18 protein-coding genes and 2 pseudogenes are annotated in these 25223 nt (G+C 60.7%); 13 read left to right on the top strand and 7 right to left on the bottom strand.

Features of this window, described 5'->3' with window-relative positions; genetic code table 11:
- Positions 1-412: 412 nt before the first annotated feature.
- A complete protein-coding gene (gene arfB / locus KW568_RS14355; protein ID WP_004577552.1) occupies positions 413-826 on the bottom strand; it encodes an alternative ribosome rescue aminoacyl-tRNA hydrolase ArfB in 414 nt (137 codons plus the stop codon).
- A gap of 323 nt (positions 827-1149) precedes the next feature.
- Positions 1150-1583 (bottom strand): annotated as a pseudogene (locus tag KW568_RS14350) (TerC family protein); the annotation flags it as partial.
- A gap of 353 nt (positions 1584-1936) precedes the next feature.
- Here KW568_RS14350 and folE2 point away from each other — a divergent pair.
- The 3 genes from folE2 to KW568_RS14335 all read left to right on the top strand — a co-directional run bounded on the left by folE2 (position 1937) and on the right by KW568_RS14335 (position 6017).
- On the top strand, positions 1937-2881 hold the full coding sequence (gene folE2, locus KW568_RS14345; protein WP_004577554.1) for a GTP cyclohydrolase FolE2: 945 nt from the start codon (positions 1937-1939) through the stop codon (positions 2879-2881).
- 308 nt (positions 2882-3189) lie between these two features.
- Positions 3190-5280, top strand: a complete 2091-nt coding sequence (locus KW568_RS14340; protein ID WP_004577555.1) for a TonB-dependent siderophore receptor — start codon at positions 3190-3192, stop codon at positions 5278-5280.
- A gap of 14 nt (positions 5281-5294) precedes the next feature.
- Positions 5295-6017 carry a DUF4198 domain-containing protein gene (locus tag KW568_RS14335; protein ID WP_004577556.1) on the top strand — a complete coding sequence of 241 codons (723 nt, stop codon included), beginning with the start codon at positions 5295-5297 and terminating at the stop codon, positions 6015-6017.
- A gap of 202 nt (positions 6018-6219) precedes the next feature.
- Here KW568_RS14335 and KW568_RS14330 read toward each other — a convergent pair whose 3' ends face one another.
- Complete coding sequence (locus tag KW568_RS14330) at positions 6220-7536, bottom strand: cation:dicarboxylate symporter family transporter (RefSeq protein ID WP_004577557.1); 1317 nt, start codon at positions 7534-7536, stop codon at positions 6220-6222.
- Positions 7537-7694: 158 nt separating this feature from the next.
- Positions 7695-8108 carry a VOC family protein gene (locus tag KW568_RS14325; RefSeq protein WP_004577558.1) on the bottom strand — a complete coding sequence of 138 codons (414 nt, stop codon included), beginning with the start codon at positions 8106-8108 and terminating at the stop codon, positions 7695-7697.
- A gap of 101 nt (positions 8109-8209) precedes the next feature.
- On the opposite strand from KW568_RS14325, the gene KW568_RS14320 reads away from it, so the two are divergent.
- The 7 genes and pseudogenes from KW568_RS14320 to KW568_RS14290 all read left to right on the top strand — a co-directional run bounded on the left by KW568_RS14320 (position 8210) and on the right by KW568_RS14290 (position 16571).
- Positions 8210-9103 carry a LysR family transcriptional regulator gene (locus tag KW568_RS14320; RefSeq protein ID WP_004374880.1) on the top strand — a complete coding sequence of 298 codons (894 nt, stop codon included), beginning with the start codon at positions 8210-8212 and terminating at the stop codon, positions 9101-9103.
- Positions 9104-9505: 402 nt separating this feature from the next.
- Positions 9506-9895: a DUF2946 family protein gene (locus KW568_RS14315; RefSeq protein ID WP_004374882.1), complete on the top strand. Its 390-nt coding sequence runs from the start codon at positions 9506-9508 to the stop codon at positions 9893-9895.
- Positions 9896-9966: 71 nt separating this feature from the next.
- On the top strand, positions 9967-12120 hold the full coding sequence (locus tag KW568_RS14310) for a TonB-dependent siderophore receptor (RefSeq protein WP_004577559.1): 2154 nt from the start codon (positions 9967-9969) through the stop codon (positions 12118-12120).
- A 60-nt stretch (positions 12121-12180) separates the two neighbouring features.
- Positions 12181-12300, top strand: a pseudogene (locus KW568_RS14305) (hypothetical protein); the annotation flags it as partial.
- A 194-nt stretch (positions 12301-12494) separates the two neighbouring features.
- Positions 12495-12902: a DUF2946 family protein gene (locus tag KW568_RS14300; protein ID WP_004374888.1), complete on the top strand. Its 408-nt coding sequence runs from the start codon at positions 12495-12497 to the stop codon at positions 12900-12902.
- 81 nt (positions 12903-12983) lie between these two features.
- Positions 12984-15035, top strand: coding sequence for a TonB-dependent receptor (locus tag KW568_RS14295; RefSeq protein WP_004577560.1), 2052 nt, complete (start codon positions 12984-12986; stop codon positions 15033-15035).
- A 477-nt stretch (positions 15036-15512) separates the two neighbouring features.
- On the top strand, positions 15513-16571 hold the full coding sequence (locus KW568_RS14290; RefSeq protein WP_004374892.1) for a diguanylate cyclase: 1059 nt from the start codon (positions 15513-15515) through the stop codon (positions 16569-16571).
- 16 nt (positions 16572-16587) lie between these two features.
- On the opposite strand, the gene KW568_RS14285 is transcribed toward KW568_RS14290, so the two are convergent.
- The gene (locus KW568_RS14285) at positions 16588-16719 is read right to left on the bottom strand and encodes a hypothetical protein (RefSeq protein WP_004374893.1); all 132 of its coding nucleotides are present in this window, start codon (positions 16717-16719) and stop codon (positions 16588-16590) included.
- 155 nt (positions 16720-16874) lie between these two features.
- On the opposite strand from KW568_RS14285, the gene KW568_RS14280 reads away from it, so the two are divergent.
- Positions 16875-17999 carry a mechanosensitive ion channel family protein gene (locus KW568_RS14280; protein ID WP_004374895.1) on the top strand — a complete coding sequence of 375 codons (1125 nt, stop codon included), beginning with the start codon at positions 16875-16877 and terminating at the stop codon, positions 17997-17999.
- Between the two features lie 78 nt (positions 18000-18077).
- Here the strand turns inward: KW568_RS14280 and KW568_RS14275 are convergent, their stop codons facing one another.
- Positions 18078-21125: an aminotransferase class III-fold pyridoxal phosphate-dependent enzyme gene (locus KW568_RS14275; protein ID WP_004577561.1), complete on the bottom strand. Its 3048-nt coding sequence runs from the start codon at positions 21123-21125 to the stop codon at positions 18078-18080.
- A 143-nt stretch (positions 21126-21268) separates the two neighbouring features.
- Here KW568_RS14275 and KW568_RS14270 point away from each other — a divergent pair, with 143 nt between their 5' ends.
- Entirely contained in the window at positions 21269-21709 is a 441-nt protein-coding gene (locus KW568_RS14270) for an Lrp/AsnC family transcriptional regulator (protein WP_004374903.1), read from the top strand.
- 40 nt (positions 21710-21749) lie between these two features.
- Here the strand turns inward: KW568_RS14270 and KW568_RS14265 are convergent, their stop codons facing one another.
- On the bottom strand, positions 21750-22367 hold the full coding sequence (locus KW568_RS14265; protein WP_004577562.1) for a dTMP kinase: 618 nt from the start codon (positions 22365-22367) through the stop codon (positions 21750-21752).
- Positions 22368-22593: 226 nt separating this feature from the next.
- Here KW568_RS14265 and KW568_RS14260 point away from each other — a divergent pair, with 226 nt between their 5' ends.
- Entirely contained in the window at positions 22594-25137 is a 2544-nt protein-coding gene (locus tag KW568_RS14260) for an HWE histidine kinase domain-containing protein (RefSeq protein WP_004374909.1), read from the top strand.
- The last annotated feature ends 86 nt before the right edge of the window (positions 25138-25223 follow it).

The raw sequence follows: 25223 nt of genomic DNA, 5'->3' as shown, positions 1-25223 counted from the left end.
TCCACTTTCCTGTTGCAGTGCAAGCGCCACACCGCCAATGTCTCATTTAGAGATGCCTGAATTTGAAACCCTCCAGCCTGACCTTGGCGAGTAGAAAGTTATCTACGCTGACACGCGCCCAGGTTCCGTGCGGAGACACGACGGGCCTGTAGGAACGCAGATCATCCAGGTCAGTAGCCGATGCGGGGTAGAAGATCCCAGCGCTGCATGGCCCACTCAGCCGACATTACGACTACCGCAACTGACAGAGCCTAGTGTGGTGTTTTGCAAATACGGCCAATAACTCGCGAGCGATTTTTGCGCTCAAGCAAGGCGTCGCGACGAGTCGTAGCCCAGCTACGGCGAGGAGCGACAACGCCGCATGAGCGCAAAAAGCGCCGCGAGTTATGGTCGTTATTTGTGAAACACCACACTAGAACTCCACCCTCCCCCGACCCGCCTTGACAGCGCTGCGCCTGGCTTTTCCTTCGAGGCGGCGGGTCTTGGAGCCCAGGGTCGGCTTGGTGGGGAGACGTTTCTTATCGGTCTTGCCAGCGTTGATGATCAACTCGGCAAGACGCGCCAAAGCGTCCGCACGGTTCTGCTCCTGTGTGCGGTACTGCTGGCCCTTGATGATCAATACGCCGTCGCCAGTGATACGACTGTCACGCAGCGCCAGCAGCCGCGCCTTGTAAAACTCGGGCAACGATGAAGACGGGATGTCGAAGCGCAGGTGCACGGCGCTGGATACCTTGTTGACATTTTGCCCGCCCGCGCCTTGCGCGCGGATGTAGGTGAGTTCGATTTCGGCATCCGGCAGATGCACGTTATTGGAGATGGTCAACATGATAGGGCCCTTTTCATTCCCCATTATCACAGACTGCGCCGCTGTCCCATAGGACAACACATAATGCTCTGTCCGTTCAGGGTCATCGTGAGCGCCGCCACGCAGAAAGCTGCACCTGAGCGCTAGGCCAGCGCGTACAAACTGAACCTGCGGGGACAACTGACCGAGTGTGAAGGCCCAAGAGGCGATCGTTACTGCATTGCCTCGGCCACTGTCATCACCCACTCGGACGAGTCCCCATGGCGTTCGTAATTGGACGCGCAGGCCACGATGCCATGCTTACGGAGCGTGTCCTTGTCCTGCCGGTCAACGGCCGTAATCATTCAATGAGCGTTAGCGGACGCTCGGGTTTTCCAAAGCGAAAGCAACACGCCGCCAATCAGAAGGCCGATGGTAACGCTCAACGATATTTCGACTGGTACTTTACCCACAACGCCATGAAGGAAGATTTTCGCGCCGATAAAGACAAGCACCAGAGCCAGGGCGTACTTAAGGCAAACAAAGCGACTGATCATCGCAGCCAATGCAAAATAGAGCGCTCGCAAGCCGAGAATTGCAAAGATGTTCGACGTATAAACGATGAACGGATCCTGCATGATTGCAAAAATTGCAGGCACGCTGTCAACAGCAAACACTAAATCTGCACATTCAATCAGGACAAGTTCAAGGAATAGTGGCGTCACCCATAGCGTTCTTTTCCCTGACACGTCAGGCAGCGAACCACAAAGCGTTGACCGTGCAATTCCTTGGTGATGCGCAGGTATTGTGTGACATTCCTGCACATGGAAATTGCCCGAGCGACTACGTTTCAGCTCGCCCCGGGCAACGCGGTCCAGGCCAGCGTCGATCTTGTCCAGCAGTTTTCTCCCACTCCAGCAGCCACAGGCGAAGCGGCTTCCTGCCTCTGCCTGCTCAAGAGCACGGACATGATTTGCAACCTGACCTTAATGTTATGTTATAACTATCCACATTAAGCCTTACCTCTGGCTCGCCTGCGAACCGGGCCCAGGGAACGGAAGGCTGGATGAAGCTGACCAACCCCTTCCCCGGCTGGAACTGATTCATACCCCTTGCTGCTACGTGCAAGGCTCCCACCACTGGATAGACATGATGAGCTCAGCATTACCCGACGTTTCCGTCACCGACCTGGCCCCCAGCCTAAGCCCGTTGCAATGGGTCGGCATGCAGGGTATCGACCTGCCGGTAAGGATCGAAGAAGCGACCTACCAGCACGAGCTACATGCCCGGTCGGATGTCCAGGTCGACCTGCCGGCACCGCACGTCAAAGGCATTCACATGTCCAGGCTGTATCGCCTGCTGGACGCCTGGGGGCAGGCTGCGGCGGTGTCGCCGGCAAGTCTCTTTGCGCTGTTGCAGGAGATGATCGACAGCCATCAGGATTGCGAAAGCCGCAATGCCAGGTTGCGCCTGGATTTCGACTTGTTGGCTCGCCGCCCTGCGCTGGTGACCGAGGGCCTCTCTGGCTGGAAGTCGTACCCGGTTCACGTGCTCGCCACGAAGGTCGGCGGGGCACTGAACCTGAGTATCGAGGTCAGGATCGGCTACTCCTCGACCTGCCCGTGCTCGGCCGCTCTCTCCCGACAATTGATTGAGGACGGCTTCCTGCGAACCTTCAAGGACCAGCCGCTGCTCGAAGCCAGCGCCGTCGCGCAGTGGCTGCGCAGCAATGCGTCGCTGGCGACGCCGCATAGCCAGCGCAGCGAAGCTCGGGTGCGCGTCGCGGTGCCTGCCGATGCCCCTAATCTCGGGTTGCTGGGCCTGATCGACCAAGTCGAAGGCGCCTTGCGCACGCCGGTTCAGACCGCCGTGAAACGGGCTGACGAACAGGCTTTCGCGGCACTCAACGGGCAGAACCTGATGTTTGTCGAGGATGCTGCGCGGCGTATTCAGGTAAGCCTGCAGGGTTACCGCGATAGCCAAGTGCACGTTCGCCACCTGGAAAGCCTGCACCCGCACGATGCCTCGGCCTGGTCCGCCCCGCAGGCATCTGGGCCTGACCAACAAGAATCATTTGCAACCGGTAATGAGCGCTAACCACTGGCGTTATGTTATTACATCTAATAACATGCGCATCCCAACACATGAACATTCTCTCATCAGGATTCATTTGTCAGGCCTGACGCAAGACGGGCCGCTCTACTCGCAAGGGTTTCTTGTCATCTGTGATGCAGCACCGCCCGAAGCAGCGCGCGGCATCGATGTTGGCATCGAGTGCGGCCTGCACAGCCCACACCGTCGAGCCTGATGGTGTATCCGTCGATCCCCTTCGAGCTCGTGGACAGTGCCCAAGTCAGGACGTACCCAAAATTGCAACGTTATAGCGTGAAAAACGGAGACTTTACGTGAATCCTCGTGCCCCCCTTCTGGCCGGCCTGACGCTGGGCTTGTTCGGCCAGCCGATTTCAGCGGCACAACCCTTGCTGCTGAACGAAACCTCCATCACCGACGCCTACCTCGAAGAACGCGCCGACGGGCCGGTGCAAGGCTATCGTGCCAACCGCTCTGCCACCGCCACCCGCACCGATACCGACCTGCGCGACACACCGCAGAGTATCGACGTCGTGCCCGCGCAGGTGATCAAGGACCTCAACACCACCCGCATCGACCGCGCCCTTGACTTTGCTGGCGGCGTGTCGCGGCAGAACAACTTCGGCGGCCTGACTTTCCTCAACTACAGTGTGCGCGGCTTCACCACGGGCGAGCTGTACAAGAACGGTTTCGCCATCAACCGCGGCAGCTACAGCGCGCCGGACACGTCGAACATCGAACGCATCGAAGTGCTCAAAGGCCCGGCTGCCAGCCTGTACGGCCGTGGCGACCCTGGCGGGCTGGTCAACATCGTCACCAAGCGCCCCCAGGCCGAAGCCTTCAGTACGCTCACGCTCAGCGCAGGCAGCTGGGACCGCTACCGCACCGCCCTGGACGCCAACTCGCCGCTGGACAGCGAGGGGAATCTGCTGGGCCGGATCAACCTCGCCGTCGAAGACAACGACAGCTTCCGCGATCATGTCGGCAGCGAGCGCCGTATCGTCAGCCCCTCCCTGAGCTGGCAACTGTCACCCGACACCCGACTGATGATCGACACCGAGTTCTCCCGAACCGAGTCGGTGTTCGACCGCGGCATTCCGGCGGTCAACGGCGAAATGGGGTCGGTCAAGCGCTCGACCTTCCTTGGCGAGCCGAATGACGGCGAGATCCGCAACGACAACCAGACCCTCGACGTGGCGCTGGAACACGTGCTCAACGACAACTGGACGCTGCGCCTGGCCAACCACTACACCCAGGGTACGCTCAAGGGCAACAGCTCCGAACCCCAGGCCCTGGTGGGCACCACCATCACGCGCTTCTATCGCGAACGCGACTTCGAATGGAACGACAACATCACCCAGGCCGAGCTGCACGGGCAGTTCGAGCTGGGTGGCTGGCAGCATCAGACCCTGGTCGGGCTGGAGTACGAAAACTACCGCAACAGCCAGAAGTACCCGCAAAGCGCCACCTCCGCAGCGTATGGGCTGGATATCTACAACCCGGTATACGGCAAGCCGAAGCCAGCCATCACCCGTGCCAACGACTTCTTCGAGCACACTGAAAGCTACGCGATCAACCTGCAAGACCAGATCGCTTTCACCGAGCGCCTGCGCGGGTTGCTGGGCGTACGCCTGGAGCGCTTCGAACAGACCTCGCAGAACCGCACCACGGGTCTCAGCAACAGCCAGGAAAAGGACGTTGCCACACCGCGCATCGGGGTGTTGTACCAACTGACCCCGCAAGTCGGCGTGTTCGCCAACGCATCCACTTCGTTTAAACCCAACACCATCGGCACCCAGGGCCAGGTGTACAAGCCTGAAAAGGGCTTGGGTTACGAGACCGGGGTCAAGCTCGACCTTCTCGACAGCCGCCTGGGCGCGACCATCGCCCTGTTCCATATCGACAAGGAGAACGTCATCACCACAGACGCCCTTGGCGAGAGCGTGGCGGCGGGCGAAGCGCGCAGCCAAGGCCTGGACCTGCAGTTCAGCGGCCAGCTGACCGACGCGTTGCGAGTGATCGGCGCCTACGCCTACATCGACGCCGAGGTCACCAAAGGCGACGCAGCCCTACCCAAAGGCAGCGACTTGCTCGGCATCGCCCGTAACAGCGGCAGCCTGATGGGTGTGTACGAATTCCAGGACGGTGCCCTGCGCGGCTCGGATGTGGGCGCAGCGGTGAACTACGTCGGCGAACGCTCCGGCCAGGCCGGCAGCGACTTCACCCTGGACGCCTACAGCACGGTCGACCTGCTGGCGCACTACAAAGCCAGCGAACAGGTCACCGTCGGCCTTAACCTCAACAACCTGTTCGACCGCAAGTACTACGAACGCTCGTACAACAGCGCTTGGGTGCTGCCCGGGGAGCCACGCAACTTCAGTGTAAGCCTGACCCTGAGCCTTTGAACCGAGGAACCATCATGCATCCATCGTTGAAAGTCGCTTCCCTGCTGACCCTGATGGTCAGCGTCAACGCAGGCGCCCACGGCCTGTGGACCGAGGAGCGACGTGGCAATATCGAGGCCGTGTACGGCCACGGCGCCGAGGATAACGCCTACAAAGCGGAAAAGATCAAGCGCGCCTGGGCGTTCGACGCGGCCGGGAACATGGTCCCGGTCACGGTCAGGCGCCTGGCGGATCATGCCGTGCTGCAACCACTTACCCCGCCTGCGGCACTTGCCGTGCTGCTGGACAACGGGCCTTGGTCGCAGCGCCCGGACAGGCAATGGGTCAATCAGGATCGCACCCACGTCAAGGATGCGATCGCCTCCACCCACAGCTTGAAGTACAGCCTGGCAATCTACCAGCGCGGTGCTCGCTTGCCGAAACTGGACATGCTGCGTTTGGCGATTATCCCCCTGAGCGACCCTGTGCAAGTCGGGCCAGGCAAGACGCTGGAAGTGCAGGTACTGCTCGATGGCAATCCGGCTGCGGATATCCCGCTGCAGGGCGATTACCGGGGCGCCCCTCATCAGGTCAGCGCCACCACCGACAAGCAAGGGCGGGCACGTATCACCGTACGCAATGAAGGACTCAACATCATCGCGGCCCAGGCTACCCTGCCAATGGCAGACGGCAGCCCCGTCGCCCAGCAGAGCCTGTTCAGTTCACTGACGTTCCTGGGTGAGCCGCACCACGAGTAACATAAGCGACCTACCTCGGCCGTGACGGCCGAGGTATGGCAGTTGGAGGCGTTCGGAATGAGTGCCTGCAACCAGCATCCGCACCATGACCATTGGCACAAGCCCAGCTGCGGCCACACGGCAATCGAACACGATGGGCCTGTCGATTACCTGCATGATGGGCACTTGCATCACATGCAGGGCGATCATGTTGATGAACACACTAGGTCGCGTTTGCCGAGCCCCCAGCGCTAAATGAAGAGGTCAACACTTGCGGGCGCTCCTCGGGCGCTACCTCCGGGGCAGCAGGCATCCGGTATTGGTTCTCCCACTTCGCCACAACCAGAGGCGCCAGTGCGTTGCCCAAGACATTCAGCGCCGTGATCGGCATGTCCATCAAGCGATAGACTCCGGCGATGAATGCAATACCTTCCACCGGCAGACCGGCACTGGTCAGCGTAGCGGTCAAGATCACGAACATGGCACCCGGGACGCCGGCTGCGCCCTTGGAGGTCAGCACCATGATGATGATCAGCATCACCTGGTCAGCCAAGCTCAGGGGAATTTCATACAGCTGCGCGATGAACAGCGTGCCGATGCCCACGAACAGCGATGCGCCATCCAGATTGAAGGAATAACCCGTAGGAATAACCAACGTAGCAATCGAACGCGGCGCACCGTAGGCCTCGACCTTTTCAATCAGCTGGGGCATGACAGTCGCCGAGGCGGCAGTACTGAACGCCAGGATCAACTCATCCTTGATCGCCTTGATCAGGTCGAAGATGTTGATCCCTGCAACCTTCGCGATGCCGCCCAGCACGACCACGCCGAACAGAATGACGGCGACGTAGGTGACGGCAATCAGTTTTGCCAGAGGCAGCAACGCGGAAAGCCCGAAGTTGGCTACCGTCACGCCGATCAGGCCAAAGATCCCGATGGGTGAGTAGTGCATCACGATATGCGTCACCTTGAACATCGTCGCGGAAATGGCATTGACTACCGCGATCAACGGCATTTTCTTCTCTTTGTCCAGAGCACTTAGCCCAAAGCCGAACATGACCGAGAAGAACAGGACAGGCAACAGCTTTCCTTGCGCCATTGCACCGACGATATTGTCCGGGATGATATTGAGGATGACTTGAGCAAACCCTGTGCTCTCCGAGGTAGAGGGAAGCGAGAGCGATTGGGTGTTTGTCAGCGTCGTCAAGTTAGCACCTACGCCTGGCTGCGCAAGATTGCCAACCAGCAGGCCACACACAATTGCGATGCTGGTCACGACAAAGAAGTAGAACAAGGCTTTCACCCCTACCCGCCCTATCGCCTTGCTATCACCATTGCCTGCAATCGCGCCGACCATGCACGCGAATACAAGGGGTATGACAATCATCTTCATCATCTTGATGAAAATATCGCCGACGGGTTGCAAAAAGCTACTGATTATCCAGGCTTTGTACTCGGGAAAGAAATTGAGAAGTGCCCCCACTACAACCCCAAGCACAAGACCTACAATAATTCTAGTCACCAGACTAGTCTTCGCCATACGTCCTCCAGTTATTATAATTTGGACTGTACATTGGCCGGCAAAAATGCCAAACACATCGTTGGAGCCTGTTATTTTTATTGAGTGGCCACTCATCGATACACGCCTCTTATCTCACGCAGACAAAGCGGGAGGCGCGTCCCGAAGGTTTATGCCAATCAGGTGGCAAATACACCTTCAAAGTCCTTGAACCCTTTGATCTCGATCGGGTTGCCACTGGGGTCCAGGAAAAACATCGTTCGCTGCTCCCCAGGTTGGCCCGGGAATCGTACAACCGGCGGTATGTCGAACTGCACGCCATGAAGCGCCAGGCGGTCTGCCATCGCGAACCAGTCATCCAGATGCAGCACCAAGCCGATATGCGGCATCAGCACTTCATGGTCGCCGACTTTACCGGTACGGGTAGTTGGAAAAGGAACACCTTTGTGAAGCGAAATCTGATGACCGAAGAAATCGTAATCCACATAAGTTTCACTCGTACGGCCTTCTTTGCAGCCGAGAATGTTACCGTAGAAGTTACGAGACGTTTCGAGATCTGTGACGTGGTACGAAACATGAAATAACGATTTCATAACTAACCTCTTTGCTTCGTGATAGAACTTTTGGGGAGGTTAGCGTAGCCTCGCGCACGTGCTAAAGCGCATTTTTCCATCTCTCAGCGAAAGGAAATGTTTTGGACACTCGATTTCTCGAAAGCCTGATGGCGGTGATAGAAACTGGCTCGATTGCAGCGGCTGCTCGACGGGAAAACCTGACCGCACCTGCAGTCAGCCAACGTATACAAGCACTCGAGAAATCGCTGGCGTGCGAACTCCTGAACCGAAGCGCACACGCTGTCGAACCTACCGAGAAATGCCTGTCGTTGCTGCCGAAAATTCGAGATCTGATCCAGGGGGCAGCAGAGCTGAAAGAGGATCTGGACACCAGTAGCCTGTCCGGGTACCTCAAAATCGGCGCGATTTCTACAGCGTTGACAGGCCTATTGCCGGAGGCCATGAATCAGCTATCAAGTATTGCCCCGCAACTGAGGCTACGCATCACGCCAGGGGACTCGCGCAGTCTTTACGAACAAGTAGCCTGCGGAGAGCTCGATGCGGGAATCATGGTATGTCCGCCCTTCACCGTCCCCAAAACCATTCGTGTACAGGTGCTTCGAGAAGAACCCCTGATGCTTTTGACCAAAGACCCGATTGACAAGCGCGACATCCGCTCGACGATTCTTGGTCGAAACCTGATTCGATATGACTCAAATGCCTGGGGTGGGCAGATTGCACAGCAATACTTGAATGACAATAACCTGCAACCCGATGTCCTCTGCAATCTGGATGCGCTAGATGCAATCTACATCATGGTCGCAAAAGGTATGGGGGCCTCCGTCGTCCCGCTATGGGCGGGATTGAAAACTGACGACGTACAGGCAACGCCCGTGTCGGACGCTGACCGCTACATGCGCCAGGTAGTCCTGCTTTACAAGTCCAACCCCAGAAGGCCTAAAGCGGTGGAGGTTTTGAAGGAACAGCTTATGAACAACTGCAGCTTCCCATCGATCACACACGCGCTGCGTTGACTGCCTCGGCCATCATGCTTGAACTGACTCGGGGCCGGATCTCACCACGCCCATACTGGCAACAACAGGCGTGGCGGCCTACCTCTCCGAGGGTGTCGCCCATCTCGTTACCCCTGCGCATTTTAACCCGGCTGCAGCCGGCATGCCGCGCGCTTGTTTGCACACGCGGGCAGTGGACTTGTGCTTTACGAACGCCGCGCTCTTGCTGCCGAACTCATCGGTGAGCACTGAGTCTCGGTGGGCCTGTACATGAAGCCGACATTGCTGCGATAGCCCTCCCCCGACAGTACCCGATTGACTATTCGTGCTTGAAAAATCCCCCCTGTTCAGATGCACCAGAACATGTAGAATCCCTCGCCAACCTCTAAACCTGATCATTCAGTTGTCACGCCGAGTCCTGCAATGAAGCTGGCCCACCACACACGATCACAGGTCGCCTGGGTGCTGTATTTCAGCATCCTGTTCGGCTCGTTGCTGTGCGCCATGGGCCATGGGCAAATGGCCGGGTTGCGCCTGGCTGGCCTGGATGATGCCGCCTGGTGCGCGGCCGACAGCAGCGGCATGGTCCAAGGTGAGCAAGACTTCAGCGATCCGAGCCTGCCTGCCGGCGGTGACTGCGTGATCGCCAGCCTGTTCAGCGCCACACTGCTGGCCGTCTTTTTCGGCCTGCTGACCCTGCTCGCCGGCGAGCCGGGCAGCCCTTTACCCAACCAACCTCCGCCACGCCTGCCCAAGCAGCGCTGGCCACTGGTCAATCCCCGCGCCTCTCCCGCTTCGCTTCTCGCGTTCTGACATCGCCACGTCCCCGTGCCGCCTGATCGGCAGCGGGCGTGTGCTCACCGATTTCAGCCAGGAAGCCTTGCATGTTCCGCATGACCACTTTGGCGCTGCTCGTTGGCAGCGCAACCTGTGCCTGGGCGCAGGATGACACCCTGACCCTGCCGGCCAGCAATGTCACGGCCACAGCCAATCAACCCACGGAGGCAACCCGCCTTGACCTTGATCGCCCCATCGAAAGCGGCTCGCGGCTGAACCTGAGCGCCAGGGAGAACCCCGCCTCCGTCAGCGTTGCCGACCGCAAGACCATGGAGCGCATTGGCGCACGTAACTTCCAGGACGCCGCCAATGCACTGCCCGGGGTTAACGCCTCGGCTCCGCCCGGCTGGGGAGGATATGTGGCGTACCGAGGGTTCAACGGTGCCCAGATCAGCCAGTTGTTCAATGGCATCAATTTGCAGTATGGCGGCGCGGCGCGCCCGGTGGGCGCCTGGATCTATGACCGCGTCGAATTGCTCGGCGGGCCCTCCTCCTTCCTCAACGGCAGCGGCGCTGTCGGTGGCAGCCTCAATTTCATCACCCGGCTGGCAAGCCGTGACGAAGACACCTTCGAAGGGCGCGTCAGTTATGCACGCTACGACACCATGGAAACGTCGGTTGCCTTCAACAAGGCGCTGAACACGGGCGACGGCCCACGCCACTATGCACGCCTCGACTACAGCCGCACCAGCACCAACGGCTATATCGATCGCCAGGAGAATGGGGCCGGCAACCTGGCCTTCTCGCTGCTTAGCGACATCAACGACCAGCTCTCGCACACGCTGGCCATCGAGTACCTGGAAGAGCAAGAGGACAGCCCCTACTGGGGCTCACCCGTATTGCAGCCACTGGTCGGTACCTTGCACATCGACAAGCACAACCGTTTCAACAACTACAACGTCGAAGATGGTCGCTACGAGCAGCGCACCCGGTGGCTGCGCTCGATCACCGACTACCGCTTCGACGACAACACCCAACTGCGTAATACCTTCTACCACTACAACGGCCAGCGCGATTACCGCAATCTCGAGGTGTATCGCTACAACGCCGACAACAGCGCCATCGCTCGCTCCGGCGGCTATCGCCAGCGGCACGACCAGGAGGTCAACGGCAACAAGCTGGAGCTGACCCACCAGGGCCAGTTGTTCGGCCTGGCCAGCGACTGGGCGTTCGGCATGGACTACAGCACCAACCAGCAAACCAACTACCCGCTGTCCAAAGGGGCGTTCGACACGGTTGACCCGAATAGCTTCGAACCCGGGCACTTCCTCGATATCCCCGGCATGGACGCGCCCATGACCAAGGGCAGAACCACCACCACCGACACCACCTCGGCCTTCGTCGAGAACCGTACCCGTCTGACCGATCAACTGTCATTGATCACCGCGCTGCGCTACGACCATATCGACTTCGACGTGGTAGACCATGTGGCGCGAGCCAGGCTCGACCGACGCTGGGACGCCATCACCGGTCGCCTGGGCCTGGTCTATGACCTGACCTCCAACGTCAGCCTGTACACCCAATACAGCACCTCGGCCGAACCACCAGGCGGTACCCTGACCAGCGCCTCGATCAGCCAGGTCGGCGACTTCGACCTGAGCACCGGCCGTCAGGTCGAGGTAGGCAGCAAGTTCGACTTCCTCGACGGCCGCGGCTCGGCGACGGCAGCGGCGTATCGCATCGTGCGCAAGGATATCTCCGTGCCCTCCTCGACCGTGCCCAACACCACCGAGCAGGCGGGCCAGCAGACCTCCACCGGCATCGAGCTGGCAGCCTCGTTCAAGGTCACGTCCAAGCTGCTGGCGGCGGGCAACTTCAGTTGGGTGAATGCCGAATACGATGAGTTCAACGAGACCATCGGCGGCGTGGTGTACTCGCGCAAGGGCAAGCACCCGGTCAACATCCCCGACCGCGTGGCCAACCTCTGGTTGACCTACGACCTGGCGCCCGGCTGGCAGGTCGGGGCCGATGCCCGCTATGTCTCATCGGTGTACGCCAACACCGCCAACACCGCATGGGTACCGTCGTACACCGTCTACGGGCTGTCCATGACCCACGACCTGGACAAGCACGTGCAAGTCAGCGCGCGGCTGCGCAACCTCACCGACGAGGTGTATGCCCGCTTCATCCACCAGACCAACACCCAGTACTACCTGGGTGAACCGCGCAGCCTGGAAGTCGCTGTGCAGTGGCGCTACTGATGAGCGTGGAGCCAGCTGTACCTGTGGCACCGCTGGCTGGGCATCGTCGCCTGCCTGTTCATGGCGCGGTGGTTCGTCTCTGGGGTTGCCATGCTGTAGGGCGGCTACCCCAAGCTGACACCGACCGAGCGCCTTGCCCACCTGCCGGCTTTGCCGGCGGGGTGCTGCGCCGAGTTGCCCGACCATTGGGCGCAACAGCCGCTAAAGGCGCTGCGCCTGTTCGCCTGGCTGATGCGGGTGTTCAGGGTGGCCGCCAGCATGCGCAGTCATTGAGCCCTCAGCGTGGTGCACCTGCGACAAAATGGCCTGCCACGCAATGTATACAGCCCGCAACGGATGCGGCTCAATTCGCGCCACGTTCGGTCGGGTGACTCATGCTCTCACGTGCACGTGCACAACTTTGTCTGTTCGCCTGCTTCGCCCTGCTGTTCAACCTGCTGGCGATGCCGCTTGACCGTGCCTTGCAGGCACCCCGCATCGACAGCCAGTCGTTGATATTTGGCAGCTTCTGCAGCCTGCACGGTGCCCAGAGCCTGCCCAAGTCACTGTTGACCCAGCTCAAGGCAGACCTGCCGCAACTCGACCATTCCCCTGAACCCAAGCATCAGCGTGGTGACTGCTGTTGTGGCCATGCCAGCCATGCCTTGGCAGGCGGTGATTACTACCGCCATCTGTTCCCCCGCTACTGGCCGGCCGACCTTCTACTGGGAGACCGTCATGCCTTGCCGCTGCCACGAGAACAGTGGCCTCGGCTGAATCCCCGCGCCTCACCCCTGGCCTAAACCGTCGCTGCTGTCTTGTGGTCATGGCGTGCGCTGCACGACGCCTGACCTTGCCCGACCGTTTTTGCCAGGAAACCACACATGCCTGCGTCCCGTTGCACCGCACGCGCCGTATTGCCCGTGCTCGCCTTGTTCGGCCTCAACCCACTGTCACTTGCCATCGCTGAAACACTGCCTGCCGAAAACTCGGTACTCACCCTCGGCGCGGTCAATGTGACCGGCACCGACAGCGGCCCCCTGGCCACAACCAGCGTGCTCAGTTCGGTGGATATTCTGGGCGGCGACATCCTCGAGAAGATGCCTGTTGCCTACAGCTGGGAGCTGTTCCGCCGGGCACCGGGGGTGATGCTCACCGAGTTCAACCAAGGCACCACCTCCGGCAAGCTTTCGTTCCGCGGTTTCAATGGCGAAGGCGAAATCAACGCCGTGAAACTGTTGATCGACGGCATTCCCAGCAACACCAATGACGGCAACATGCCCTTCATCGACTCGGTGTTCCCCATGGACATCGACAGCATCGAGGTGGTGCGCGGCACCAGCGACCCGCGCTATGGCCTGAACAACATTGCGGGCAACGTCAACATCAATACCCGTACCGGCGGCAACTACAACAAAGCGCGCATGCGTTATGGCAGCTTCAACACCCGCGAGGTGCAACTGGCCAAGGGCATCGAGACCAGTAACTGGACGCAGAACTACTTCTTCGCCCGCCAGCAGGTCGACGGCTACCGCGACCATGCCGACACCGAACGCTACAGCTTCGGCGGTAAATGGTTCTACACCCCGGACGATGGCAACTACCGCGTGGGCCTGATCGCCCGCCATTACGAGTCCGAAGCGCAGGAGGCCGGCTACCTCACCGAGGACAACGCCCGCCACCACCCGCGCATGAGCAACGACTACAACGCCACGGACAAGGGCACGCGGCGGATGAACCAGGTCAGCCTGCATTTCGATACCGAACTGGCGCAGACCCTGTCCTGGTCGGCCAAGACCTACCTCAACACCTATGACGACCGTCGCTGGACGCAGTACTGGCGCACCAGTTCACAGCAGGAACGTGACACCTACGAGGATCAGTACGGTGCCATTACCTCGCTGACTTGGCGACCACAGGTGGACTGGCTGCATGCGTTTGCCCTTGAAGGCGGAAGCGATGTGCAGAAGCAACAGAATCGCAGCGAACGCTACCGCACCGTGGAGCGTGTACGCCAGGCGCAGACACGCGACCAGGACTTCGACTTCAACACGGTCGGTGCCTACGTGCAGGCGGAGATCGAGCCGTTCGAATCGCTGAAGATCGTGCCGGCCTACCGGGTGGACAAGATCAGTGGTGACTTCACCAACAAGATGATCGGGCAGGACTACGACATCAACGACTACGGGCTGATCAAGCAGCCCAAGCTCAGCATTGTCTATTCGCCGTGGAAGTTCGCCAGCGTTTACGCCAACTGGGGCCGCACCTTCCAGGTCGGGACGGGCGCCGCAGCCTACAAGGTGCCGCCGCGCAACGAGGACCTGGACCCTTCGATCAACGAAGGCTGGGAAACCGGCGTCAAGTTCACCCCGGCCAGCTGGGTCGATGGCCGCGTGGCCTATTGGCGTCAGGACGCCTCTGGCGAAGTGAGCCGTCGCCTGAACGACCCTAGCGGCGAGTCGGACAACGTCGGCGAAACACGCCGCTGGGGCTATGACCTGCAGGTCAACCTGCACCCGGACGAACGCACCGAGGTGTGGATGTCCTACTCCTGGCAGTACTCCAGGATCCTTGAGCCCAGCAGCGCGTTACCAAGCAGCAAAGGCCAGGAAATCGATCACGTGCCACACCATCTGTGGAACACCGGCATCAGCTACCAGGCCACTCCCGCGCTGCAACTGACTGCCTGGGCGAACGGGCAGACCAACTACTACTTGGAGCGGGATAACACCCAAGGTACGTATGGCGGCTACGTACTGATGAACCTCGGTGCAACGTACAAGGTCAGCGAAACCATGAGCGTGGACCTGCAGTTGAAGAACCTCACCAACCGCTACTATGAGTACGTGTGGTACGACCCGGATGGTGCGGAGGCTTCCCTGCACGCCCCGGGTGACGGTCGTGCGCTGTATGCCGGCGTGACGTTCGACTTCTGAAAGCCTGCACGTTGGTCGGCGCCAGTGGCTCGGGCAACGCCCTCAGTGGCCTTGGCTTGCTCGACCGCTTGTTGGCCGTCGCGATCAATTGGCTTTCGAAGTGCCGGAAAACACGCTATGTTCGTGATTGAACTTGCGAGGGGAAACTGTGTAGCCAAGGCAGCCTTCGATCAAGAAAAGGATCCGCGCAACGACGTGAAATACGGGAAACGTCGCAGGTGCCGTAACCGTGGCGATAACCTGTGCTGCACTGCCACTACTTACCGCAACGCTTTCTGAATCCAGCAATCGAACAGGGCGAAGGGCATCACATGTGAACGCCAGGAGGCTTTTCCAGGACGCCGTCAAAGTGCCAGAATCCGCTACCGGTCACACGCGGCGGCGCCAGCCATGACAAACCTTGATCCCGGCGATGAAATAGCCTACTCCGTACGGAGGGATCGGCTTGAACAGCTGTTTGTCCAGTCGGCGCCCGCTGTGCTTGGCAGCTTCCTGGCCGCCGTCATGCTGTGCTGGTTGGGCTGGGAGCGTTTCGACCCGCAAAGGGTCATCGTGTGGATGACGTTATTGGGCCTGTCGACCGGCGTGCGTACCGCCATGTTCTTCGCCTATCTGCGAGCACCGGCCAACCAGCGCACGGCCGAACGCTGGGAGTGGCGTTACTGGGTCACGCTGATGCTGTCGGCGGCTATCTGGGGCTGGGGCGCCTTTGCCGTAATGCCCACCGACGACGCGCTGGGGCAGACGCTGATCATGTTGTTTGCCGTCGGCATGTCTGTCAGCGCGGTGTCGTGTTACTCCTCCTACCGCAACATGACCCTGGTGTCGATGGGCCTGGTCTTGCTGCCTTCTACAGGCTGGCTACTGTTGCAACCTTCTACGCTGCAACAAGGGATAGCCTTGGCGGTGCTGGTGTTCGCCTGGTTCGTGGTCAGCGCGACGCAAAGCCTGTCCTCGGCATTGACGACGGCCTGGCGCCTGAAACACGAAATGCAACGCGCGCATCGGCTTGCCATGGTGGCCTCGTGCACGGACGAACTGACCGGCCTGAACAACCGACGTGCTTTTTTCGACAACGCTTCGGCGCAGCACGTCCAGTGCAGGGATGCGGGTACATTCATGGCCGTGTTGATGCTGGACGTCGACCATTTCAAACAGATCAACGACACGTTCGGGCATGCCGCAGGCGACCAGGTGCTGCAACGCATCGGTGCAGCGATCAGTGCCAGCCTGCGTGACAACGACATTGCCGGCAGGCTGGGCGGCGAGGAGTTCGCCATCCTGCTGCCCAATACGCCGCCAGACACGGCGATTGAGGTTGCCGAGCGCCTGCGGGCCCTGATAGCCAAACTGCGTGTGAATGATGAACACCCGGTCACCGCAAGCATAGGTTTAGCGTTCGCGAAGGCCCCTGCCACTGAGCTCGGCGCCTTGCTCAGCAGTGCAGACAGCGCCATGTACCTTTCCAAGGTATCGGGCCGTAACCGGGTCACGGTCGCCGAACCGGAGCAGGAGACATTGCACAAGCAGCACTAGCCCCTCCAAGGAAGTGCTATGCAGGGTCCTGGGCCACGGCGTCACCCGGCGCTCGGCGCAGCGTGCGCACGGCATCGTCGAACAGGTGTAGGTTGGCATGGGCCTGCAGCCGTTGCGGCAAGCGTGCGTTGGCAATCGAACCCCGCAAGTCGTGCCAATGCTGAACAAACTGTTGCGGTTACTGAAGAAAATCTAACGAGACTGACTCCGTCTGCCCAGCGTGGTGAAATCCGATCGACCTGTTGCGCCTCTTTGACGTCCCAAGAAAGCACCTTGGCAAATCACCCCAGAGGCGAGGTACTCATGAACGACCGCATCATCGCGTTTTTCACCGAAACCACCCTATTCGGCATTTCCATTCTCAATCTGCTGGTGGCGCTGACAGTCGCCACCGTAGTCTTCCTGGTCGCCCGTGCCGCCATCAGTTTCCTGATGCGCCGGGTACGGCGCTGGTCCGAACACGAAGGCCCATTGAGCCAGATAATGGCCAAGGTGCTTTCCGGCACCAGCAACGTTCTGTTGTTGCTGGCCTCCTTGCTGGTGGGCCTGAGCATGCTGGACCTGCCCGAGCGCTGGCTGAGCAGGGTCAGCAGCCTGTGGTTCGTGGTCGCTGCCTTGCAGATTGGCCTGTGGGCCAACCGCGCCATCGGCCTGGGCCTGAGCCGCTACTTCGCCCGCCACCGTACCGACGGCCTGAACCAGGGCAGCGCACTGGCAACCCTTTCGGCCTGGGGCGCGCGGGTCCTGCTGTGGTCAGTCGTAGTGCTGGCGATGCTGTCGAACCTGGGGGTGAACATCACCGCCTTCGTCGCCAGCCTTGGCGTGGGCGGCATCGCGGTGGCGCTGGCTGTGCAGAATATCCTTGGCGACCTGTTCGCTTCGTTGTCGATCGCCGTGGACAAGCCGTTCGAGATCGGTGACTTCATCGTCATCGGGCCCCTGGCGGGCACCGTTGAGCACGTCGGCCTCAAAACCACACGCATCCGCAGCCTCGGCGGCGAGCAGATCGTCATGGCCAACGCCAGCATGATCAGCAGCACCATCCAGAATTACAAGCGCCTGCAAGAGCGTCGCATCGTGTTCGAGTTCGGGCTTTCCTACGACACGCCCACCGAGGCCGTGAAGAAAGCGCCAGCCATCGTAGAAGACGCCATCAAGGCCCAGGAGCAGGCGCGTTTCGATCGCGCTCACCTGCGCGGCTTCGGCAAAGAGGCGCTGGAGTTCGAGTGTGTCTACATTGTCCGGGACCCAGGCTACAACCTTTACATGGACATTCAGCAAGCGATCAACTTCAGGCTGCTGGAGCGGTTCTCGCAAATCGGCGCCAAGTTCGCCGTGCCGGTGCGCGCGATCAAGGTCACGGCATTGCCAGAGGCCGCCGGCCTGCATGGCCAGGCTCGCGAAGGCCTGAGCATCAGGGGCGCTTGATGCTGGCAACCTGCCCGGCTCGCCAGATAGGTGCGCCGCAGGGCGTGCACATGCGCACGCCCTGCCCGCGCTGAAACGCTATTTAAGCGCCGCGGTGAAGCTGTCTTTCAGCACCTCGAGAAGGAAGTCCGCATTGGTCCGGCTGAAAATCATCGAAGGGCGCATTTTCAGCACGTTGTCATGCGGGCCTTCGGTGCCGATCAACACGCCGCGCTCCCGGGCACCATCAGCCACTTTTCTGGCCAGGGCCGTGGCTGGCGCCTTTGACTTGCGGTCAGTGACCAGCACGATGCCGAGGAACAGGCCCAACCCGCGCACATCACCAATCACGTCGAATTGCTGCTGAAGCTTGCGCAAACCCTCGAGCAGGTAATGGCCGACATTCAAGGCGTTTTCTTTCAACTGGTCGCGCTCGATTGCATCGAGCACCGCCAGGCCTACCGCGCACGACACTGGGTTACCGGCGAAGGTATTGAAATACTCCATGCCGTTGTTGAAAGCATCGGCAACCTCGCGCGTGGTCACTACCGCCGACATCGGGTGGCCGTTACCTATGGGTTTGCCCATGCTGACGGCATCCGGGACCACGCCCTGGGTCTCGAATGCCCACCAGTGGCTGCCGACCCGGCCAAACCCGACCTGAACCTCATCGGCCAGGCACAGCCCACCTTCGGCACGCACCATGGCGTACACCTCCTCAAGGTAGTGTTCGGGCAAAAACACCTGCCCCGCCACGCTGGGGATCGATTCGGCAATGAAAAACCCGGGGCGCTTGCCTGCCTTGCGCATGGCATCCAGCTGCTCTGCCACCGACTCGGCAAAGCGCTTGCCGTGCGCTTCCACGGGCCAGTGCTCGGGGGCGTAGTAGCTGTCCGGGACCACGGCCTCGTAAACATGCGCCGCCCTGCCCTTGCCCGCCTTGCGCTTGTACTTGTAAGGGCTCAGATCGATCAGTTCCTGAGTGGTGCCGTGGTAGGCCCAGTCCAGCACGATCGCCTGATCACTGCCTGTGTAGTTGCGCGCCATACGCAGCATCAGGCTGTTGGCCTCACTCCCTGAGCAGCCAAAGGACGCTACGCAAAGGCCCTTGGGCAAAGTGCCGGTCAGGCGCTCGGCGTATTCGACGATGTTGTCGTGCAGGTAGCGGGTATTGGTGTTGAGCAGCGCAGCCTGGCGGGTCAGGGCTTCGACCACGTCGGGATGACTATGGCCCAGGTGGCACACGTTGTTGAAGCAGTCCAGGTAGGCCCGCCCGAAGTTGTCGATCAGCCATACGCCATCACCGCGCACGAACTTGATCGGGTCGGTGTACGAAATGGACAGGTTGGGTAGCAGCAGTTCCTTGCGCCTGGCAATGATCTGGGCCTTGGTCATCCCCTGCTGGCTGTAGGTCTCTGGCGGGATACCGGCCAGGGCCGAGGCATCGGGGAACAGGTCGGCCCACGCTTCGCGGTATGCGGGCTCACCCACGCCAATGACCTCGCACGCGCGCAACTGGGTATCGGTGACCAACTGCAGATGCAGGTGGGGAATCCAGCCGCCGTTCTCGTGATCGCTGCCCATGTAACCGACGAGATCGCCCGCTTCGAGCTTGTCACCGGCCTTCAAACGGCTGAGCGCCTCGTGGGCCATGTGCCCCCACAGTGTCAGAAATGGCGGGCAACCGGGCGGGGTGTGCTCGAGCATCACCAGGCCGCCATAACCCAGCGGGTCTGGCTCAACCTCGACGCTTCTGACGGTGCCGGCAATCGGTGCGTACAACGGCGTACCCGCTGGCATCAGCAAATCTACCCCCACATGCAGGGTCCGGTGCTGCCCTTTGATGAAGCGAGACTCAAAGGCGCTGTCGGTATAGACGGCACGTACCTCGCCCCATGGCCCGATGCCCAGCGGGGCCTTGTGCGCGGCAGAGCATTCATTCCACCACCGCGTCGCATCTGCAGGGCGCTGCTGGGCCGAGGCAATGGTCATCTCATGGCTGGCATCGCCAAACGGCGCGATGACCTTGTCGAGAATGGCGGCTGACGGGCGCACCAGGTCGGCAAACGACTTGTGGTTGTCGGCAATCCAGCGGCGGACTTCCCCCGCACCTTCGATGGCATCGAAACCACAGGCCTTGCGCAAAATGCCGGAGGCCAACCGTGGGTTCATCGAATCGAGCTGTTCCAGTAGACGCCAGGCAGGCGCTTCACTGATCGCCAGGTAGGGGTTGTCGTCGGTCTGGTCCTGCCGGGAAGCGGAGAACGTGACGCTGATGACCAAGCGCATGGCAATCAGGTTGAACAACACATCAAGTTCTTGCGCTTGCAACGGGTACTTCTCATGGAAGCCGGCCACCAGCGCAGCCGCAGCGCCGATCGGGTCGTCCATGTCGAGAATGGCGTAGGCGCTGGCGATTGCGACCTCGGCAATCAGAACGGTGTGCACGGCATCGCCAAAATCGATGAAGCCAGTCACGTTGCCGGCCGTTTCGGCATCGACCAGGATGTTCCAGTCGTTGGCGTCGTTGTGGATCACCTGGGCGCGAAGGGACGCCAGTTCAGGCTGTACCGTCTGCTCGAACCGGGTGATGAAGCGCTCGGCAACGGCCCGGCGATCAGGGTCCTTGATGCAGTGCAGCCGCGAACGGGAGCGCGCAGCATGGCGTAAGTCCCAGTCCAGGTCGCGGACTGCGCCCGGGTGCATGAAGCCCTGCAGCGCACGGTCAAGTTCACCGAGTGCCTGGCCGAAGTTTCTCATCAGCGCCAGGGAGCGTCTGGCCTTGGCAAGTGGCGTGCCGGCCAGCCAGCTGACCAGGCGCACAGCGTGCTGTTCACCGGTGCTGCTGGCCACAGACGGCAGGTAGTCGCCCGTCACGCTGGCCCGCAGGTGTGGTACGCCCAAATGCGCGCCATGCACGGCCAGGTGATCGAGTAGCGCGGTTTGAAACTCGCTTTCTACCCTGGGCTCGCTGGCATTGACGATTTTCAGTATCCAGCCTGCGTCTACGCCCGTATCCAGCCGGTAATTGCGATCACGCTCCCCATCCAGGGGCGTTGCAGTGCCGGTGACATCGAAGAAATCTTTTGCAAGGCCCTCTGCATCGCTTGCCGAAAACCGAGGTGCCGGGTGGGAAAGGTCTGTCATATCATCAGGTTCCGAGCGCGCTGATTGTTTTTCAATAGCTTGTCATGCGCCGCCGAAACGGACACCCTGCATACGGCCGGGCGCAACAGGCATTATGCCGGTTCCGACCGGCATAATGACGGCAAGCTTATCAAGGGGCTGCAATGCGTGACCTGGACGCTAAAGATCGTGAGATTCTTGAGGTACTTTCGAAGGACGCGCGTATTGCGCTCAAGGCGTTAGCCGGCCGCATAGGCCTTTCCCGAAGTGCCACCACCGAGCGTGTCGCCAACCTTGAACGCAGCGGAGTCATTCGCGGTTATCGCGCTGACATCGGCGAAATAGACGCCAACGTGATACGCGCGATCTTGCTGGTTACGTTGCAGCGTACGCCTGCCATGGGGCTGCTCGACCAGTTGGCAACGGACGCGCGCGTACGGCGGGTGTCGTCGGTGAGCGGTCAGCTTGACCTGGTGGTTGAAGTGGAGACCCGAACGATCGACGACCTCAACCAGGTACGTGACAACGTGGCACGTCACGAATCAGTGGATGACATTACCACGTCGGTAGTCCTGCGCCGTGATATCGACCGCCAGGGCGCCTGATACCTGCAGAGGCAGTAGACAGGCCGTACTTACCCAAGCCTCACAGGTGTCGAAGCACGCCCTGAATCTCGCCTACGACCTGCCGCGTTGCCTCGTCGACGGTCCCTTCATTGCGGCACAGCACCCAGCCTTGCTCCGCAACCGCACGCTCGAACGCCTCGGTACAGGCAACCTGTTCATCCAGGTTATGGATCACCGTACTGCCCAGCCCACGCGTGCGCGCCGCGGCCCTCGCCCATGAGGTTTCAGGCGTTGTGACAACCCCGACATGCAAATCGGGCACTTGCACGTTTCGTTCGAGGTTCAGGCGCAGGATCTTGTCAAACGGCACTGTGCGGCGAAACGCAGCGTCAGAGGGGTACCAGCGGTCAATCAGGATGATGCTGTCAGCGGGCTGCCTGGGCAGTACATGCCGGGAAATCCAGGCTCGGCTTTCAGCGAAGCGTTCGCAAACCTTGAACTCAAGGTCCTGGCAAGGGCTTCTGGAAAGCTGGTTGACCAGGGCCATGGTCTCGCCCCGGTGAGGATCATTCTTTCTTTCGCAAAGGCGGATCACCTTGTTCCCGTCCAGCCGTAACGCTTGAGTGACGGCCTCCAGCAGCGTGGTCTTGCCGGTACCCTTGGGGCCATCGATGGAAATAAACAGCGGGCGGTTCATCTTGCAATACCAGTTGGCTCAAGCGCGGGATAAGACCATTGATCGTAGCTGCCTTCAAGCGATTCTCGACGGGAGTACATCCGTACTCCACGCTGTGATCAAAGCATTGCCTTGGGAATGGACCGGCATTGCCCGACCCGCCATCCCCAAGGCGTGCAATGCCTGCTAGGCTGACGGACGATGGCGGACCTGCAGCCCGCCTCCCCTTACCCACAGGCACGGGCCAATGACCTACAACCCTCACGTTAACCTGACCAACTGCGACCGGGAGCCCATCCAGATTCCCGGGAGCATCCAGCCCCATGGCTGCCTGCTGGCCTGTGATGCCTCGGCGACCGTAGTGCTGCGCCATTCGGTCAACGCTCCACAGATGCTGGGTGTAGCAAACGATATCAATGGTCAGAAACTGCACGCGGTGCTGGGTGACGAGGTCACGCATACGCTTCGCAACGCACTTGCCCGTACCCGGGATGCCTCGCGGCCCGCGCTCAGTTTCGGCGTGACGCTGCCCAACGGCGAGGCCGTCGACATCGCCGCCCACTTGTACAAAGGCACGGCAATCCTCGAATTCGAGCCCGCCGGGGCGAGCATCGCCGAACCGATCGAGCTGGCCCGCACACTGATTGCCCAACTGCGCGAAATCGACCAGACCCACAAGCTGTTCCGCGACGCCGCCCGCTTTGTCAGGGCGGTGCTCGGTTACGACCGGGTGATGATCTACCAGCTGGGAGCCGACGGTGCCGGCAAGGTGGTTGCCGAGTCCAAGCGTAGCGACCTCGAAAGCTTCATGGGCCAATACTTCCCCGCCTCCGATATCCCCCAGCAGGCCCGCGCGCTCTACCTGCGCAACCCGATCCGGGTAATCTCCGACGCCCAGTTCAATACGGTCGCCATCAACCCGGTGCTCGACCCCTCGGGCGAACCGCTCGACCTGTCCTACGCGCACCTGCGCAGCGTCTCGCCGATCCATTGCGAATACCTGTGCAACATGGGCGTGGGCGCCTCGATGTCGATTTCCGTCATCGTCAATGGCGAGCTGTGGGGAATGATTGCCTGCCATCACTACGCACCGCGCACGCTGGCCATGGGGCAACGTGTGGCCGCCGAGATGTTCGGTGAGTTCTTCTCCCTGCATATCGAGACCCTGCGTAGCCGGCAAAAACTCGAAGCCGCCGTGCGCATCCACAAAGCCCTGGACAGCCTGCTGCGCGACGCCAACCAGGCGGCGGACATTGATGGGTTCTTCCACGCACGCCTGCCCCGGTTGATGTCGCTGATTCCCTGCGACGGCATCGGCATGTCGCTGCTAGGCCGCTGGTCGTGCGCAGGGCTGGCGCCGCCCCAAACGGCCGTGCCTGATCTGCTGCGTCTGGCAGACATGGTCAGCGAAGGCCGAATCTGGGCGTCCAATCGCCTGTCGACAGTGCTCCCGTCGGCCCAGGCGTATTTTAATGATGTGTCGGGTGTGCTGATCGTCCCGATGTCGCAACACCCAAGGGATTACTTGATCTTCTTCCGCAAGGAGGTGATCGAGACACTCGACTGGGCGGGGGACCCGAACAAGACCTATGACAGCGGCGCGTTGGGCGACCGCCTGACGCCCCGCAAGAGCTTCGCCATCTGGAAAGAAACCGTTCACCAGCAGTCGCTACCCTGGACCGAGCAGGACCGCCAGTTTGGCGATGCCATCCGTACCGCTATCGTCGAAGTGGTGCTGCACAACAGCGAACTGCTCGCCAGTGAACGCGCCAAAGCCGACGTGCGCCAGCGCATGCTCAACGAAGAGCTCAACCACAGGGTCAAGAACATCCTGTCGCTGATTGGTGCACTGGTTGCCCATCCGACCCCGGAAAGCCAGACCCTGCAGGACTATGTGGCAACGCTCAAAGGGCGTATCCAGGCCTTGTCGTTGGCCCATGACCAGGTGGTGCGCGGTGACGGTGGCGGGCGCCTGGCGAAGCTGCTGGAGGCCGAGCTTTCTCCCTATCGCACGGCTGCCGACGTGATCGAGTTGCAGGGCCCGAACGTCATCCTCGATGCGCGCGCGTACTCGGTCATGGCCCTGGTGCTGCACGAACTGGCCACCAACGCGGCCAAGTACGGTGCGTTATCGCGGGCCGGCGGCAAGCTTTCGGTGAGCTGGGCAATCGACGCCACCAACGCTTGTGCCATCAGTTGGCGGGAAAGTGGTGGGCCAACGGTACGCCCGCCCAGCCGCAGCGGCTTCGGTACGGTGCTGATCGACCGCAGCATCCCGTTCGACCTGGGTGGCACCAGCGCGGTGGAATATCACCCCGAAGGCCTGCAAGGCTTTTTCAGAATCCCGGCCAAGCACCTTTCCGTAGCCGAAGCGGCAGTAACCGCTCTCCCGGCCACGCCTATGGCCCGTGCAAACGGTGCGTTTGCAGCGCGCTCGGGTTTGTGTGTGCTGATACTCGAGGATCAACTGGTAATTGCAGTAGGCCTGGAGCAAATTCTCAACGATGCGCAAATCGAGGACGTGATCACCGCCAGCTCCGAGGACCAAGCCATGCAACTGCTTGGTAGCCACAAACCGGACGCGGCAATACTGGATGTCAACCTGGGCACCGGAACCTCCATTTCCGTAGCAGATGAACTGGTTCGCCGGCAGGTCCCGTTCCTCTTTGCCACCGGCTATGGCGACGGCATCAGCATTCCCGAGCACTTGCAGCATGTGCCCATCACCCGCAAGCCTTATGACGCCAATGCCATTCTGGCCAGCCTGCAAGGTCTGCTTGAGCTGGGGTGAATGGGATACAGAAGCAGCCTTGTATTGCGAAAAGGCCCGTAAAGCCGACACATCACCGTCAGCTATACGGGCCTCTTTACAGCACC

Origin of the sequence: Pseudomonas sp. HD6515 (assembly GCF_024971855.1) — a bacterium.
In the GTDB taxonomy this organism is placed as follows: Bacteria; Pseudomonadota; Gammaproteobacteria; order Pseudomonadales; family Pseudomonadaceae; genus Aquipseudomonas; species Aquipseudomonas alloputida.
This window is presented reverse-complemented; position numbering and strand designations above follow the sequence as displayed.

What these genes read in the sequence shown, in the direction of transcription:
- arfB (WP_004577552.1), bottom strand. Translation starts at nt 826, where the DNA reads ATGTTGACCATCTCCAATAACGTGCATCTGCCGGATGCCGAAATCGAA.
- folE2 (WP_004577554.1), top strand. Translation starts at nt 1,937, where the DNA reads ATGAGCTCAGCATTACCCGACGTTTCCGTCACCGACCTGGCCCCCAGC.
- KW568_RS14335 (WP_004577556.1), top strand. Translation starts at nt 5,295, where the DNA reads ATGCATCCATCGTTGAAAGTCGCTTCCCTGCTGACCCTGATGGTCAGC.
- KW568_RS14330 (WP_004577557.1), bottom strand. Translation starts at nt 7,536, where the DNA reads ATGGCGAAGACTAGTCTGGTGACTAGAATTATTGTAGGTCTTGTGCTT.
- KW568_RS14325 (WP_004577558.1), bottom strand. Translation starts at nt 8,108, where the DNA reads ATGAAATCGTTATTTCATGTTTCGTACCACGTCACAGATCTCGAAACG.
- KW568_RS14315 (WP_004374882.1), top strand. Translation starts at nt 9,506, where the DNA reads ATGAAGCTGGCCCACCACACACGATCACAGGTCGCCTGGGTGCTGTAT.
- KW568_RS14310 (WP_004577559.1), top strand. Translation starts at nt 9,967, where the DNA reads ATGTTCCGCATGACCACTTTGGCGCTGCTCGTTGGCAGCGCAACCTGT.
- KW568_RS14300 (WP_004374888.1), top strand. Translation starts at nt 12,495, where the DNA reads ATGCTCTCACGTGCACGTGCACAACTTTGTCTGTTCGCCTGCTTCGCC.
- KW568_RS14295 (WP_004577560.1), top strand. Translation starts at nt 12,984, where the DNA reads ATGCCTGCGTCCCGTTGCACCGCACGCGCCGTATTGCCCGTGCTCGCC.
- KW568_RS14280 (WP_004374895.1), top strand. Translation starts at nt 16,875, where the DNA reads ATGAACGACCGCATCATCGCGTTTTTCACCGAAACCACCCTATTCGGC.
- KW568_RS14275 (WP_004577561.1), bottom strand. Translation starts at nt 21,125, where the DNA reads ATGACAGACCTTTCCCACCCGGCACCTCGGTTTTCGGCAAGCGATGCA.
- KW568_RS14270 (WP_004374903.1), top strand. Translation starts at nt 21,269, where the DNA reads ATGCGTGACCTGGACGCTAAAGATCGTGAGATTCTTGAGGTACTTTCG.
- KW568_RS14265 (WP_004577562.1), bottom strand. Translation starts at nt 22,367, where the DNA reads ATGAACCGCCCGCTGTTTATTTCCATCGATGGCCCCAAGGGTACCGGC.
- KW568_RS14260 (WP_004374909.1), top strand. Translation starts at nt 22,594, where the DNA reads ATGACCTACAACCCTCACGTTAACCTGACCAACTGCGACCGGGAGCCC.